Source organism: Bacillus manliponensis, from assembly GCF_000712595.1.
Taxonomy (GTDB): Bacteria; Bacillota; Bacilli; order Bacillales; family Bacillaceae_G; genus Bacillus_A; species Bacillus_A manliponensis.
In genome coordinates, this window is the sequence record NZ_JOTN01000008.1 from 24,592 (window position 1) to 40,668 (window position 16,077).

Consider the following 16,077-nt stretch of genomic DNA (forward strand, 5'->3'; position numbering starts at 1 on the left):
GGGGTATTATTGTAAGAATATTTAGAAATTTAAAAAGGATGAGAAAAGAAAAGTAATAATATTTTTGTAGTTAAATTAAGATTACTAGTGAAGTTATAAAAATAAAATAAAAATTTTTAATAATAGTAGTAAGTCTTTGAAATGTTGATATAAAAAGCTTTTTGAGAATAATATATTTTAAAAATTAATTAATTTTTAAAATATAAGTCTATGAATATTTGAACAAATCTAAATTATCGTGTAGAATAACATTGTAAAATGTAAACGTTTTTCTAAAGGGGAGGCTAAATAGAATGGTAGTAGCATACAAACATGAGCCATTTACAGATTTTACGGTAGAGGCGAACAGATTAGCTTTTGAAGAAGGTTTAAAGAAGGTAGAATCTTATCTTGGACAAGACTATCCATTAATTATTGGGGGAGAAAAAATCACTACAGAAGACAAAATTGTTTCTGTAAACCCTGCGAATAAAGAAGAATTGGTTGGCCGTGTTTCTAAAGCAAGCCGTGAATTAGCAGAAAAAGCAATGCAAGTTGCAGATGAAACATTCAAAACTTGGAGAAAAACGAAACCAGAAATGCGTGCAGATATTTTATTCCGCGCAGCTGCAATCGTACGTCGCAGAAAGCATGAGTTCTCTGCAATTCTTGTAAAAGAAGCTGGTAAGCCATGGAACGAGGCTGATGCAGATACAGCAGAAGCAATCGACTTCCTGGAGTACTATGGTCGTCAAATGTTAAAAATGAAAGACGGTATTCCAGTAGAAAGCCGTCCAATTGAATATAATCGTTTCTCTTACATTCCATTAGGAGTAGGTGTTATCATTTCTCCTTGGAACTTCCCATTTGCGATTATGGCAGGTATGACAACAGCTGCATTAGTTTCTGGTAACACAGTATTACTAAAACCAGCTAGTACAACACCTGTAGTAGCAGCGAAATTTATGGAAGTATTAGAAGAAGCAGGTTTACCAGCTGGTGTAGTAAACTTCGTTCCAGGTAATGGTTCTGAAGTTGGTGACTACTTAGTAGATCACCCTCGTACACGTTTCATTAGCTTCACTGGATCACGTGATGTAGGTATTCGTATTTATGAGCGTGCAGCAAAAGTAAACCCAGGTCAAATTTGGTTAAAACGTGTTATCGCTGAAATGGGCGGTAAAGATACAATCGTTGTTGATAAAGAAGCAGATCTTGAATTAGCTGCAAAATCTATCGTTGCATCTGCATTTGGATTCTCAGGCCAAAAATGTTCTGCATGTTCTCGTGCAGTAATCCATGAAGATGTATACGATCACGTATTAAACCGTGCAATCGAGTTAACAAAAGAGTTAACAGTTGCGAACCCGGCTGTACAAGGTACAAACATGGGTCCTGTAAATGACCAAGCAGCATTTGATAAAGTAATGAGCTATGTAGCTATCGGTAAAGAAGAAGGCCGTCTTGTAGCTGGTGGCGAAGGTGATGACTCTAAAGGTTGGTTCATTCAACCAACAATCATCGCTGATGTTGCAGAAGATGCTCGTCTAATGAAAGAAGAAATCTTCGGACCAGTTGTAGCATTCTGCAAAGCGAAAGACTTTGATCATGCACTTGAAATTGCAAACAACACAGAGTACGGTTTAACAGGTGCAGTTATTTCTAACAACCGTGATCATATCGAAAAAGCACGTGAAGACTTCCACGTTGGTAACTTATACTTCAACCGTGGATGTACAGGTGCAATCGTAGGATACCAACCATTCGGTGGCTTTAACATGTCTGGTACAGACTCTAAAGCTGGTGGTCCTGACTACTTAGCACTTCACATGCAAGCGAAAACAACATCTGAAACTTTATAAGATATATAGAAAGACCTTCTCGTTAGTGAGAAGGTCTTTTTTATCCCGCATTAACTGGCTGTAGGACTCCCACCTCAAAACTTGAGAGAAGCAAAGAAGTTTAGGTGGAAGATTAACAGCCAGAATCTAGCTACGACTCCTAAGCATTCGAGCCACAAGCTAATCCTTTCTGTGGCAAACTTCGCCACGCCAAGGCTTAGCTTGTGCTTGTCGTGCTTGAACAGTCGTCTTCGCTTTTTGAATGTAAAAGCCCGATTGGTCGGGCTAACACTCAGTAGGGGATGAAGAAAACCCCTACTGAGTAAAGTTTCACTTTATATTAATCAATGTTAATAGATTGTAGTTGTTTTTGTTTTGATTTTTTGTTTTCTTTTTCTAATGAATATGAAAGTTCTTCCTGCAAAATATGCATTGCTGTTTTGATAGGATGTTGCATAGAGGATGGAAATTCTTTTATCACATGCATCCCAATTTCAATTTTCGTCTGAATAATCTTTCGTATTAATTCTTCATGCATGCTCTCCACCTCCAAAGCGAATATTTAACACATTATCTTCAAATTTAGCACTTTGAATTGATAAATACGTTAATGTTTTTGGTAAAGTAATATTTCGTTTAATCGAGCCGGCACGAATAAGTAGTTCATCACCTTTTTGATTTAAAGAGAGTTCGCTTTTATCGGAAAATGGAATAGAAAGAGTAAAGATATATTCATTACCATCTTTTGTTACGTAATGAGTCCGTCCGTTAAATTTCACATCGGTTGGATTAGAATCATCTTTAAATAATGCATCCCCGACGCGCTTTAACATAGGCAACCCAACAACTTCTTGTTCAAACATTGGTGCTTCATAAATCGGAAGTGGGTGAAAACTATTGTGTATCAGCTCTTTATACTTTTTTTGCGAATCTTTCCATGCTTGGAAGTATGAATCTGTAACGGTATCAGGAATGACGCGGTTAATCATAATCGCATCTACGTTATAATCATATAGGTTTAAATAAGTGAAACTACGCTGTGCCTCTTTAATAACCATCTTTTCTGGATTCACAACAACTCGAACACTTGTTATTTCACGATTTGATAACAGATCTCTCATTTCACTAAGCTGTTCTAGTGTATTTGTTAATTCCCCCATCACATCATCGGTTGGCAAGGGGATGCCAAGTAGTGGTTGTGCAACAGGACGCATTACTTTTAACATTTTTCGTTTAATTGGAAATAGCTTCTCCATCCACCACCCTAACATGTCAGGGAAGCTAAGCATTGCTAATGTTTCACCAGTTGGAGCGCAGTCAATAATGATGACATCATATGTTTTTTGTTTATAGTAATCTAATACACGTAATAAACTAATTAAATCTTCCATACCAGGAAACATTGTTAGCTCTTCTGTCGTAATGTCATCAGCTGCTTTAGAAGTAAATAAAAGCGTAATATATTTTTGGAGTTTTCCCCATCCTTTTTCCATTTCATAAATTGTATTGATTTCTTGTGCCCATAAATTTCCGCATAGTTCCTGCGGTTCAGATGATAGTTTAATATTAAAAGAATCTCCTAAGCTATGAGCAGGGTCTGTACTCATTATTAATGTTTTTAAGCCTTGTTTTGCACTTTGAAGTGCTGTTGCTGCTGAAATGCTCGTTTTACCAACGCCGCCTTTACCGGTATATAAAATAATCCTCATTATCCTATCTCCTTTACTTCGTTAGTCAAATATTACGAGTGTCGAAATATTTTCTTGAATAAAAACCCTTCTAGGGTCTTATTCAATCGGAATATTTTTTATGCTTGATGAAGTACGTTTTTCTTCTGGCTTTTGTTGTGACGTAGCGATATGGTTCATTACCTTTTGGAAGATTTGTAACAAAAATGTTTTTTCTTCTTCAGATAATGCTTCTGTTACAAGGTTAAAGTAATGGGCTGCATTTTGTTTAACTTCTTCTACAAGCTTTACTCCAGAATCGGTCAAACGAATAAGAACAATGCGGCGATCATTGTCACTACGATAACGCTCGATATACCCTTTTTTGACAAGGCGATTTACGACACCTGTTGTTGTACTCATCGGGATATCGAGAAGCTCTGTTATTTTACTCATCGTAATGTCCGTGTTTCGCTCCATCCATAATAAGCAAAATACTTCTGTTTTAGAAAGCGATAAATCAAGACTTACCCATTCTTCTGGATAGAAAAGTTTTTTCGCGTTATCAAGCAGTAAATCTAAAAAATGTTCATATTGCAGCAACTATTTCCACTCCCGTATATTTCGAAGTTCGTAATATATTTTCATTGTATTCATCAAATCCTATAAATGTCAAGTTATTTCTGAAAAATCTAATTTTATCCACAAAAACCATTTTATATGTGCTAAAGTAATACGGGAAGAACAGTTATTTTACATAAATTTCTATAATAAGAATTATTAACTGGCTATAAAGTATAGAAGGGGGAAGAAGCAGTGAGAAGGAGAAATACACAAGCGTTCACATTTTTAGCATGGACATCTTTCGTTTGTGCACTTTCAGGGATGTTAATTGGGATTTATACGTTAGAGGAGCCACTTAGTGTAAAAGGGTATTATTTAATAGGAACATTATTTTTAACGATGTCTTGTTTTGTATTGCAAAAAACGATTCGTGATAACGAAGAAGATAATGCAAACAATATTCATAATGAGCCAGCTTCTAAAAAAGAAACAATTGAGAAATAAGAACAAGCTTTGTTTACTGGAAAATAATATGGCAAATTAATAAGAGAGGCGATAGCCTTTCTTTTTTTACCCAAAAATGAGGGAAGTATGCTGTGTTTACTTGCTTGAAGCACTGAAAATTTGGTATCATCAATAGTATTGTAGATTGTACGATATATTATGGAGGTGGCCTAGCCGTGTCAAGAATTTCCGTTGAAAATGTAAAGCATGTTGCGCATTTAGCACGCCTTGCAATTACAGATCAAGAAGCAGAAAAATTTCAAAAACAACTCGATGCAATTGTTACATTTGCTGAGCAGTTAAATGAATTAGATACAACAGATGTAAAACCAACAACACACGTATTACAAATGAAGAATATTATGCGTGAAGATGTACCTGAAAAAGGTTTACCAGTTGAAGAAGTATTAAAAAATGCACCGGATCACAAAGATAAACAAATCCGTGTTCCAGCAGTATTAGAATAGAGGAGGGGAATTTCGATGTCATTATTTGATCATTCAGTATCAGAGTTACATAAAAAATTAAACAGCAAAGAAATTTCCGTTACGGATTTAGTAGAAGAATCATACAAACGTATTGCGGATGTTGAAGATAACGTAAAAGCTTTTCTTACATTAGATGAAGAAAATGCACGTGCGAAAGCGAAAGAATTAGATGCAAAAATTGGTGCTGAAGATAACGGTTTACTATTTGGTATGCCAATCGGTGTAAAAGATAACATCGTAACAAACGGTCTTCGTACAACGTGTGCGAGTAAAATCTTAGCAAACTTTGATCCAATTTACGATGCGACAGTTGTGCAAAAGTTAAACGCTGCTGACACAGTTACAATCGGTAAATTAAACATGGACGAGTTCGCGATGGGATCTTCTAACGAGAACTCTGGTTTCTATGCGACGAAAAATCCATGGAACTTAGACTATGTACCAGGTGGATCTAGTGGTGGTTCTGCAGCAGCAGTAGCGGCTGGGGAAGTATTATTCTCTCTAGGTTCTGATACGGGTGGTTCAATCCGCCAACCTGCAGCATATTGCGGTGTTGTTGGATTAAAGCCAACATATGGTCGTGTGTCTCGCTACGGTTTAGTTGCATTTGCATCTTCTCTTGACCAAATTGGACCGATTACACGTACAGTAGAAGATAATGCATACTTATTACAAGCAATTGCAGGTATTGATCGTATGGATACAACGTCTGCAAATGTAGAAGTAGGTAACTACTTAGCTGGTTTAACAGGTGACGTAAAAGGTTTACGCATCGCTGTACCAAAAGAATACTTAGGTGAAGGTGTTGGCGAAGAAGCACGTGAGTCTGTATTAGCTGCACTGAAAGTATTAGAAGGTATGGGCGCAACTTGGGAAGAAGTATCGCTTCCACACTCTAAATACGCACTAGCAACATACTATTTACTATCTTCTTCTGAAGCGTCTGCAAACCTTTCACGCTTTGATGGCGTACGTTACGGCGTTCGTTCTGATAACGTAAATAACTTAATGGACCTTTACAAGAATACACGTAGCGAAGGTTTCGGTGATGAAGTAAAACGTCGTATTATGCTTGGTACGTTTGCACTTAGCTCCGGTTACTACGATGCATATTATAAAAAAGCACAACAAGTTCGTACATTAATTAAAAACGACTTTGAAAATGTATTTGCAAACTATGACGTAATTATTGGACCAACAACGCCAACAACATCATTCAAAGTGGGCGAGAAAACTGATGATCCAATGACGATGTATGCAAACGACATTTTAACAATTCCAGTGAACTTAGCGGGTGTTCCAGCAATTTCTATCCCATGTGGATTTGGTGCAAACAACATGCCACTAGGATTACAAATTATCGGTAAACACTTCGATGAAGCGACAATTTACCGCGTTGCACATGCATTTGAGCAAGCAACAGATTATCATACAAAAAAGGCTAGTTTGTAAGGAGGCGAGCATAGATGAATTTTGAAACAATTATCGGTTTAGAGGTTCACGTTGAGTTAAAGACAAACTCCAAAATTTTCTCTGCGAGTCCAACAGAATTTGGAGCGGATCCAAACACACAAACAAGTGTAATTGACTTAGGATATCCTGGCGTACTTCCAACTTTAAATAAAGAAGCTGTTAACTTTGCGATGAAAGCTGCGATGGCATTAAACTGTGAAATCGCAACAGAAACAAAGTTTGACCGTAAAAACTATTTCTATCCAGATAACCCAAAAGCGTACCAAATTTCTCAGTACGACAAGCCGATTGGTGAAAACGGTTGGATTGAAATTGAAGTGGATGGCAAGACGAAACGCATCGGTATTACACGTCTTCACTTAGAAGAAGATGCTGGTAAATCTACACATACAGGTGAAGGTTATTCATTAGTAGATTACAACCGTCAAGGTATGCCTCTAATTGAAATCGTATCTGAGCCAGATATGCGCACACCAGAAGAAGCATATGCATACTTAGAGAAATTAAAGTCTATCATTCAGTATACAGGTGTATCTGATTGTAAGATGGAAGAAGGGTCTCTTCGCTGTGATGCGAACATTTCTCTTCGCCCAGTTGGACAAGAGAAGTTCGGTACAAAAGCTGAACTGAAAAACTTAAACTCATTTACTTATGTACAAAAAGGTCTTGAGTTTGAACAAGTTCGTCAAGAGAAAGAATTATTATCTGGCGGTATCATCCAGCAAGAAACACGTCGTTATGATGAAGCTACGAAGAAAACGATCTTAATGCGTGTAAAAGAAGGTTCTGATGATTACCGTTACTTCCCAGAGCCAGATTTAGTAGAGCTTTACATTGATGACGCATGGAAAGAAGAAGTTCGTGCTTCGATTCCTGAGCTTCCAGACGCTCGTAAAGCGCGTTATGTAGAAGATCTTGGCTTACCTGCATATGATGCACATGTATTAACATTAACGAAAGAAATGTCTGATTTCTTTGAGGCTACAGTTACAGACGGTGCAGATGCGAAACTTACATCTAACTGGTTAATGGGTGAAGTATTAGCGTACTTAAACAAACAACAAAAAGAGTTACAAGATGTAGCATTAACGCCAGCTGGCTTATCTAAAATGATTCAATTAATTGAAAAGGGTACAATTTCGTCTAAAATTGCGAAGAAAGTATTTAGCGAATTAATTGAAAAAGGTGGAGACCCAGAGGAAATCGTGAAAGCGAAAGGTCTTGTTCAAATTTCGGACGAAGGTACACTTCGTAAAGTTGTAACAGACATTCTTGATAATAACGAACAATCTATTGAAGACTTCAAAAACGGTAAAGACCGTGCAATTGGCTTCTTAGTTGGTCAAATTATGAAGGCGACAAAAGGACAAGCAAATCCACCACTTGTAAATAAAATTTTACTTGAAGAGATTAACAAGCGTTAATTTGACAGCAGTGATTAAGCAGAAAAACACCCGAATCTGGGTGTTTTTCTGGGTTAATCAAACGTTTGTTTAAAAATAAATATTTCTTTTAAACAAACGTTTGATTAACTGACAATTACCCATACAATGCTAGTATTGCACACATGATATGATGATGTTAAAAGAAGAGCTTTCAATATGTTCATTTTAAGATAATGTTAACTAGCATTGTGGTAGAATAAAATAGAATTTGATGTTAACAATGGAGAATATATACTGCTTGATGAAATGTACGAAAGTATATGGAGAATGAGAGGAGGTAGGCATAGGAGTGCTGAAGATGTAGAGTTGGCACCTATTCCTTCTATATAACAAAGTTTTTCCTATGCTATTTAAAATATGAAACGAGCGAGAATTATTTATAATCCAACTTCCGGCCGGGAGCTTTTTAAAAAGCATTTACCAGAAGTATTGCAAAAATTAGAGCAAGCGGGATACGAGACATCTTGTCATGCGACGACAGGACCTGGAGATGCAACGGTAGCAGCAACAGAAGCTGCTCAGCGTAAGTTTGATGTTGTCATTGCAGCAGGTGGAGATGGCACGTTAAATGAAGTTGTAAATGGACTTGTTGAACAAGAGCACCGCCCAAGTTTTGGAATTATTCCTGTTGGAACGACAAATGATTTTGCAAGAGCGATTGGTGTACCGCGTGATATTGAAGAAGCTGTTGATATCATTTGTGAGGGTAAGAAGGTACCACTAGATCTTGGAAGAGCAAATGATACATATTTTATTAACATCGCTGGTGGTGGACGCATCACAGAATTAACGTATGAAGTGCCAAGTAAATTGAAAACGGTTCTTGGACAGCTTGCATATTATTTAAAAGGAATTGAAATGTTGCCATCTCTTCACCCAACATATGTTGAAATTGAGTATGATGGGAAGTTGTTACAAGAAGAGATTACACTGTTCTTAATTACTAATACATGCTCTGTCGGTGGTTTTGAAAAGGTAGCACCGTATGCTTCTATTAATGATGGTCTGTTTGACTTATTAGTGCTGAAAAAAGGATCGATTGCTGATTTAATTAAAGCAGCAACACAAGCGCAGCGTGGTGAACATATTAATAACCCGAAAGTTTTATATACACAAGCAAGCCGCATTAAAGTTCATACACCAGACAAACTTATGATTAATCTTGATGGTGAATACGGCGGAGATGCGCCGATGGAGTTTGAAAATATTCGTCATTGTTTAGAGTTATTCGTTCCAAAGGATGAAGAGGGTGCCCGATAAAGGCATCCTTTTTTGCTAATTAAGTCTAATTTGGAAGAGTGATAAGTCTATGAAGACTCGATGTAAGTCTACATAGACTTATTTTTGTTTATAAAAGTAGCTTTTGTGTAGGGGAAACAGAAGAAATATGAAGGTTTTTAGCGTTTTGATAAGTTGGCATACATTTTGCAATATGAAAAAGAAAAAGGAAAAAGGTGGGGGAAAGAATGAATGAAAAATTTGCAAAAGTGAGCGAACAATTTCCAGGACCAAAAGCTGCGGATTTAGTGGAGAGACGTCAAAATATCATTCCAAGAGGGGTAAGTAATGGGATTCAAACGTTTGTTCAATCTGCAAACGGTGCTCTTGTAACAGATGTAGATGGAAATCAATTTATTGATTTCGCTGGAGCAATTGGAACAATTAACGTTGGACATTGTCATCCAGAAGTAAAGGAAGCACTTCATAAACAGGTAGATCAATATATTCACACTGGCTTTAATGTCATGATGTATGAGCCATATATTGAATTAGCAGAAAAACTTGCAGCGTTAGCACCTGGAAATTTTGAGAAGCAAGTTCTATTTTTAAATAGTGGTGCAGAAGCGGTTGAGAATGCAGTGAAAATCGCTCGTAAATATACGAAGCGTCCAGGAATTATCGCGTTCTCCAAAGGATTTCACGGTCGTACGCTTATGACCATGACGATGACAAGTAAAGTAAAGCCATATAAATTTGGATTTGGACCATTTGCTCCAGAAGTATATAAAGCACCGTTTCCATATGAGTATCGCCGTCCGAATGGCTTAACAGAAGAGCAGTATGATGATTTCATGATTGAAGAATTTAAGAACTTTTTCATTTCAGAAGTAGCGCCAGAGAGTATTGCGGCTGTTGTCATGGAACCAGTACAAGGAGAAGGTGGCTTCATCGTCCCAAGTGAAAAATTCGTGCAGGCAGTGCGCGAGCTTTGCTCTGAACACGGCATTTTATTTGTAGCAGATGAAATTCAAACAGGATTTAGCCGTACTGGAAAGTATTTCGCAATTGATCATTATGATGTTGTCCCAGATTTAATTACTGTTTCGAAATCGTTAGCTGCTGGTGTACCAATTAGTGGAGTAATTGGACGTAAAGAAATTATGAATGAATCTGCACCAGGGGAATTAGGTGGAACGTATGCTGGCAGTCCGTTAGGGTGTGCAGCGGCATTAGCGGTGTTAAATATCATTGAGAAAGAAAATTTAAATGAGCGAGCGGCTGCTTTAGGGAAAGTTGTTATGGAACGTTTTGAGGAAATGAAGAAAAAATATAACTGCATTGGTGATGTGCGAGGATTAGGTGCAATGTGTGCATTTGAACTTGTGAAAGATACAGAAACGAAAGAGCCAGATAAAGCATTAACAGCTGATATATGTACGGAAGCAAATAAAAGAGGTCTACTTCTTTTATCGGCAGGAACATATGGAAATGTTGTACGTGTGCTAATGCCACTTGTGATTACGGATGAGCAATTAGAAGAAGGATTGGATATTTTAGAGGAATCTTTAAAAGTTTGCTATGAGAAAGTAAATGCCGCTCGTGTATAACGTAATGGAGTGAAAAAAATGTGACCATTCTATCTCAACTTTTCTAATTCGTTTTATAATAAGATATATAGTGAGTAAGGTGAAACGGAGCGTAGATAGGATGGTTACTGAAAAGGAAAGGGCGTTTATGGATTTACAAGATGTATTTGAATATGCATTTGATGAGATTTTTGTTACGGATGAACAAGGGGTTGTCGTTCGTGTAAATAGTACATGTGAGCGGCATTATCAATTACGTGCAAGTGAATTAATTGGAAAGCATGTAAGAGAGTTGCAAAAAGAAGGTATTTTTTATCCGTCAGCAACATTAGAAGTGATTGAAAAAAAGCAACCTATTGAACTTGTTCAAATAACAAAATCGGGAGAGTATTTACACGTTCGTACACGTCCTGTATTTGATGAACAAGGAAACTTGCGAAGGGTTATTAGTTATTCACGTGATTTAACGGAGCTCTATCAGTTAAGACAAAAGGTAGAAGAGATGGAGCATCAGTTAAAAACGTATAAACGAGAGTTAAGAGAAACGTATGAGCATGAAGGGCTTATTTTTAAAAGTGCAGCCATGCAAAAAATAATCAGAACAATCAAAAAAGTATCAGAAGTAGATAGCACAGTTCTTATTTTAGGAGAAACTGGTGTAGGGAAAAGTAGATTAGTTCGTCATTTGCATGAGATTAGTCATCGGAAAAATGAAGTGTTTTATGAGATTAATTGTGCAGCCTTGCCAACAAACTTAATTGAATCTGAGTTATTTGGTTATACAGGTGGTTCATTTACTGGTGCAAATCGTGAAGGGAAAAAAGGGATTTTAGAGTTAGCTCATAAAGGTACATTGTTTTTAGATGAAATAGGAGAAATGCCATTAGAAATTCAAGCGAAGTTACTACAAGTGCTGCAAGAAAAAACATTTCGCTCAGTAGGTGGTAGAGAGCTTAAGAAGGTGGATATTCGCCTCGTAGCAGCTACAAATCGAGATTTAGCTGAGATGGTAAGGCAAGGTATTTTTCGAAAAGATCTATACTATCGTTTAAATGTTATTCCAATCTCTATTCCACCACTTCGTGAAAGAATAGAAGATATTTTACCTTTAGTTCATCATTATTTACAGCATTTTAATGAGAAATATGGACGCAGTGTAAAAGTGTCTCCTACTGTTTTACAAAAATTTGTAGAGTATTCTTGGGAAGGGAATAATCGAGAAATAGAAAATGTAGTAGAGCGCATTGTGATTACTTCAGAAGATATTGTCGTGATAGAAGATTTACCGTTAGCGATGCAAAGCTCGGTGATTGAGCAATCTGATAAAGGCCTCTATCAAACATTGGAAGAAGTGGAACGAAATATTGTCCTAAAAGCATACAAAACATATGGATCCAGTTATAAAGTAGCAGAGTCTTTGAAAATAAGCCAGTCTGCAGCGACTAGAAAAATTAAAAAGTTTGTGGAGGAGGGATTTTCTACTTGAAAGAGAAAAAGGAACTGAAGAAAGTATTATCTCGTTTTGATGTTCTCTTTTTAGCAGTAGGTGCGATGCTCGGATGGGGATGGGTCGTGCTTTCAGGCGACTGGATTACGTCTGCTGGTTCGATGGGAGCTGTTATTGCCTTTCTGATCGGAGGATTGCTTGTTATTTTCGTGGGCTTAACGTATGCAGAACTTGCCTCAGCTATGCCGGAAACCGGTGGTGGCTTGTTTTATGTGAGAAAGGCATTTGGAAAGAAAGCAGCATTTGTAGCGTCGTGGGCGATGGTTTTAGGTTACGTATCAGTGGTCACCTTTGAAGCTGTTGCACTTCCTACGGTTGTTGATTATATATTGCCAAACTATCAAAGCATATATTTATGGACAATCGGTGGCTGGGATGTATACTTGACGTGGGCGATGATTGGAATGGCAGGAGCGGTTTTAATTACGATTATTAACTACCTCGGTGTGAAAACTGCGGCAATCTTTCAAAGCATATTTACAATCTTTATTGTCGCAACAGGTATTATGCTTGTCTTTGGTGCAGGCGTAAATGGAGATACGAAAAATTTAGAGCCATTATTTATAGATGGTGCCGGTGGTGTGATGGTTGTACTTATTATGGTGCCATTTCTATTTGTTGGATTTGATGTGATTCCGCAAGTAGCAGAAGAAGTAAATCTTCCATTTAAAGAAATTGGAAAATTATTAATCTTTTCCGTCGTTTGCGCAGTTATTTTTTATCTGCTCATTGCGTTAGGTGTATCGATGGCATTGGATCAAAATGCACTTTTAACTACGAAATTAGCGACAGCTGATGCGATGGCTGCTGTCTTTGGTTCAAAAATATTTGCGAACATTTTAATCTTTGGCGGACTAGCAGGAATTATTACGAGCTGGAATGCTTTTATCATTGGAGGAAGCCGTGTACTGTATGCGATGGCCAAAAACGAAATGATTCCAGCTTGGTTTGCGAAGGTACATCCAAAATATAAAACACCTTCAAACGCAATTATATTTTTAGGAATGCTTTCGTTTTTTGCTCCTTTACTTGGAAGGCCAGCGCTCGTTTGGATTGTAAATGCCGGTGGACTTGGAATTGTCATTTCGTATTTACTGGTTAGTGTTTCGTTTCTAATTTTACGTAATAAAGAACCGAACTTAGATAGGCCATTTAAAGTGAAAAATGGGAAAGTGTTTGGCTGGATTGCAGTTATATTAAGTATCGGTTTTGTCCTACTTTATATGCCTGGAATGCCAGCTGCACTTATTTGGCCGTATGAGTGGGTAATGATATTAGGATGGACAGCATTTGGTGCTTACTTCTTTATAAGGATGTTGCTAGGAAAATATGAAAGAAAACGAGATGAACATATAGAGGAGGATGAAAACATTGGATAAAAAAGCGACGTATATGAATTTAGAAGAAAAAGCGATGTATATAAATGGAGAGTGGGTTCAATTAGAGGCACAAATTAAAGTGAACAACCCGGCAACGAAAGAGATTTTTGCGACTGTTCCAAAAGGCGGGGTAACGGAAGCAAAGCAAGCAGTTGATGCAGCACATATGGCTTTTAAAAGTTGGTCGAAGCTAACAGCAGCCGATCGTGCGCAAAAGCTAAAAAAATGGTTCACTCTTATCGATGAAAATAAAGAAGAGATTGCAGCGATCATGACGAAAGAACAAGGAAAGCCATTTACTGAAGCGCTTGGTGAAGTGAACTATGCAAATAGTTTTGTAGAATGGTATGCGGAAGAGGGAAAAAGGATTTACGGTGAAATGATTCCAGCTTCGCATCCGGATAAACGTATTTTTGTCATGAGACAACCCGTTGGTGTTATCGCAGCAATTACGCCATGGAACTTCCCAGCAGCGATGATTACGCGAAAGGTTGCTCCAGCGCTTGCAGCAGGTTGTACAGCGGTTGTAAAGCCTGCAAGTCAAACACCATTAACGGCATTGAAACTAGCTGAATTAGCGCATGAAGCAGGAATTCCAAAAGGTGTATTAAACGTTGTAACAGGTAGTGCAAAAGCAATTGCTGATACGTGGATGGAAGATGGACGTGTTAGAAAGGTGTCCTTTACAGGATCAACAGAGATTGGGAAAGAATTAATGTGCGGTGCTGCAAAAACAATGAAAAAAATCTCTTTAGAATTAGGGGGACATGCACCATTCATCGTAATGAACGATGCAGATTTAAATAAAGCTGTAACAGCGGTAATTGGTTCAAAATTCCGTAATGCAGGACAAACATGTATTTGTACAAACCGCGTTTTTGTACAAGAGGATGTATATGATACATTTGTAGAGAAGTTTAAAGTAGCTGTAAGCGAATTAAAGGTTGGAGATGGCTTTGCAGAAGGCACGACTGTTGGACCGTTAATTGATGAGTTTGCTGTGAAAAAAGTAAAAGAACATATCGAAGATGCGGTTCAAAAGGGTGGAGAAGTTTTATATGGCGGAGCAGCAGATGTAGATCTAAATGGCCATTTTATGAAGCCAACAATTATTGGTGAGGCACATGACGAGATGTTATGTATGTATGAAGAAACATTTGGACCGGTTGCACCAGTTGCGAAGTTTAAATCGGTAGACGAAGTAATTGAGAGAGCAAATAATACACCGTATGGTTTAGCGGCTTATGTATTCACAGAAAATGTGAGCCAAGCGTTTTACATTAGTGAAGCTTTAGAGTATGGAATTATCGGTTTAAATGATGGTTTACCATCTGTTGCACAAGCGCCATTTGGTGGTTATAAAGAGAGTGGTATTGGCCGAGAAGGTGGTCATTTTGGAATTGATGAATATTTAGAAATTAAATATGTTTCTTTAGGGTTATAAGTTTAAGTATAAGTAAAAAAGGTCCTGTCAGCTATTCATGATAGGGCCTTTTGATGTTATACAAGTTGAACCAATCGGGCTCTTACAGCTCGTTAATGCGGGATAAACAAAATCTTTACAATAGCTTTATAATACATCTACATTTCCCTGTTACAATCAAGGTAAGTTCAGAAAGAATGGGGGAAAAGTTGTGGGTACAATAAAAGCGATTTTGTTTGATAAAGATGGAACATTAATGGATTTTCACTCAATTTGGGTAAAAGTTGCAGAAGAAGTTGTTACAGAATTTATCAATCGTCATAGATTACCTATCACACTTAAAACAGCGATTCTTTCAGAAATTGGAGTAGATGGTGAGTTTGTAGATCCATACAGTGCGCTCGCAGCAGGGACGAGCAAAGATTTAGCACACCTTCTCCAAAAACATGTTCCTTCGGTCGCATATAGCGAAGTGCATGAGTGGGTTAGTGAGAGTTTATTTTCTACGTTATATAAGCAGCGTTCACATATGAAAATGACTGCTAATCTACCAAAGTTATTAACAACTTTAAAGGAGAAAAATTATATTGTTGGTATCGTCACTGCAGATGATTATGCTTCAACAGAGCTATTTCTTCAACAATACGAATTGCAATCGTTTTTTGATTTTATTGTAACGTCAGATACATTTCCAGTACAAAAACCAAATAAGCAAATTGTAGAGGTGTTTTGTAGTAAATTTAACATTAGACCTAATGAAGTAGTAATTGTTGGAGACACACCAACGGATTTGCATTTAGCAAAGAATAGTGGGGCTGGTTACGGAATTGGTGTATTATCTGGAACTGGAGATGAAAAAACGTTAGCACCGCTTGCGGATGTATTATTACCATCTGTTGAGGAACTTATTTTAAAAACAGGTAAATTTGTATGGGAAGAAACTTCTTTTATTTACGAAGAAGAAAGTCTATTATAGATAAAAAAACGGCTATTCTCTTAG

14 protein-coding genes are annotated in these 16,077 nt (G+C 37.3%); 11 read left to right on the plus strand and 3 right to left on the minus strand.

The genetic code is table 11. The annotated features are described in order from the left end of the window. Nucleotides 1-293: 293 nt before the first annotated feature. Nucleotides 294-1,841 carry an L-glutamate gamma-semialdehyde dehydrogenase gene (gene pruA / locus BAMA_RS11020; protein WP_034639007.1) on the plus strand — a complete coding sequence of 516 codons (1,548 nt, stop codon included), beginning with the start codon at nucleotides 294-296 and terminating at the stop codon, nucleotides 1,839-1,841. A 319-nt stretch (nucleotides 1,842-2,160) separates the two neighbouring features. Here the strand turns inward: pruA and BAMA_RS11025 are convergent, their stop codons facing one another. From BAMA_RS11025 to BAMA_RS11035, 3 genes are all read right to left on the minus strand, one after another. Continuing rightward, on the minus strand, nucleotides 2,161-2,358 hold the full coding sequence (locus BAMA_RS11025; RefSeq protein ID WP_034639009.1) for a hypothetical protein: 198 nt from the start codon (nucleotides 2,356-2,358) through the stop codon (nucleotides 2,161-2,163). Further along, entirely contained in the window at nucleotides 2,351-3,532 is a 1,182-nt protein-coding gene (locus BAMA_RS11030; RefSeq protein WP_235184447.1) for an ArsA family ATPase, read from the minus strand. The genes BAMA_RS11025 and BAMA_RS11030 overlap by 8 nt, the downstream gene beginning before the upstream one ends. Before the next feature lie 75 nt (nucleotides 3,533-3,607). Continuing rightward, nucleotides 3,608-4,090 carry a MarR family winged helix-turn-helix transcriptional regulator gene (locus BAMA_RS11035; RefSeq protein ID WP_034639013.1) on the minus strand — a complete coding sequence of 161 codons (483 nt, stop codon included), beginning with the start codon at nucleotides 4,088-4,090 and terminating at the stop codon, nucleotides 3,608-3,610. 213 nt (nucleotides 4,091-4,303) lie between these two features. Here BAMA_RS11035 and BAMA_RS11040 point away from each other — a divergent pair, with 213 nt between their 5' ends. The 10 genes from BAMA_RS11040 (at nucleotide 4,304) to BAMA_RS11085 (ending at nucleotide 16,053) form a co-directional block, all read left to right on the plus strand. After that, nucleotides 4,304-4,555 (plus strand): YiaA/YiaB family inner membrane protein, encoded by a 252-nt coding sequence (locus tag BAMA_RS11040; RefSeq protein WP_034639014.1) that lies wholly within the window; start codon nucleotides 4,304-4,306, stop codon nucleotides 4,553-4,555. A 176-nt stretch (nucleotides 4,556-4,731) separates the two neighbouring features. After that, nucleotides 4,732-5,022 carry an Asp-tRNA(Asn)/Glu-tRNA(Gln) amidotransferase subunit GatC gene (gatC, locus tag BAMA_RS11045; RefSeq protein ID WP_034639015.1) on the plus strand — a complete coding sequence of 97 codons (291 nt, stop codon included), beginning with the start codon at nucleotides 4,732-4,734 and terminating at the stop codon, nucleotides 5,020-5,022. 15 nt (nucleotides 5,023-5,037) lie between these two features. Continuing rightward, nucleotides 5,038-6,495 (plus strand): Asp-tRNA(Asn)/Glu-tRNA(Gln) amidotransferase subunit GatA, encoded by a 1,458-nt coding sequence (gene gatA / locus BAMA_RS11050; RefSeq protein WP_034639016.1) that lies wholly within the window; start codon nucleotides 5,038-5,040, stop codon nucleotides 6,493-6,495. Nucleotides 6,496-6,509: 14 nt separating this feature from the next. Beyond that, nucleotides 6,510-7,940 (plus strand): Asp-tRNA(Asn)/Glu-tRNA(Gln) amidotransferase subunit GatB, encoded by a 1,431-nt coding sequence (gatB, locus tag BAMA_RS11055; RefSeq protein ID WP_034639017.1) that lies wholly within the window; start codon nucleotides 6,510-6,512, stop codon nucleotides 7,938-7,940. Nucleotides 7,941-8,318: 378 nt separating this feature from the next. After that, nucleotides 8,319-9,221, plus strand: a complete 903-nt coding sequence (locus BAMA_RS11060) for a diacylglycerol kinase (protein WP_034639018.1) — start codon at nucleotides 8,319-8,321, stop codon at nucleotides 9,219-9,221. Nucleotides 9,222-9,427: 206 nt separating this feature from the next. Further along, entirely contained in the window at nucleotides 9,428-10,789 is a 1,362-nt protein-coding gene (gene gabT / locus BAMA_RS11065; protein WP_034639019.1) for a 4-aminobutyrate--2-oxoglutarate transaminase, read from the plus strand. A gap of 100 nt (nucleotides 10,790-10,889) precedes the next feature. Beyond that, complete coding sequence (locus BAMA_RS11070; protein WP_034639020.1) at nucleotides 10,890-12,254, plus strand: sigma-54 interaction domain-containing protein; 1,365 nt, start codon at nucleotides 10,890-10,892, stop codon at nucleotides 12,252-12,254. Next, on the plus strand, nucleotides 12,251-13,654 hold the full coding sequence (locus tag BAMA_RS11075) for an APC family permease (RefSeq protein ID WP_034639021.1): 1,404 nt from the start codon (nucleotides 12,251-12,253) through the stop codon (nucleotides 13,652-13,654). The genes BAMA_RS11070 and BAMA_RS11075 overlap by 4 nt, the downstream gene beginning before the upstream one ends. Then, on the plus strand, nucleotides 13,647-15,098 hold the full coding sequence (locus BAMA_RS11080) for an NAD-dependent succinate-semialdehyde dehydrogenase (protein ID WP_034639022.1): 1,452 nt from the start codon (nucleotides 13,647-13,649) through the stop codon (nucleotides 15,096-15,098). Before BAMA_RS11075 ends, BAMA_RS11080 begins: the two co-directional genes overlap by 8 nt. Nucleotides 15,099-15,288: 190 nt before the next feature. Beyond that, entirely contained in the window at nucleotides 15,289-16,053 is a 765-nt protein-coding gene (locus tag BAMA_RS11085) for an HAD family hydrolase (RefSeq protein ID WP_034639023.1), read from the plus strand. Nucleotides 16,054-16,077: the final 24 nt, after the last annotated feature.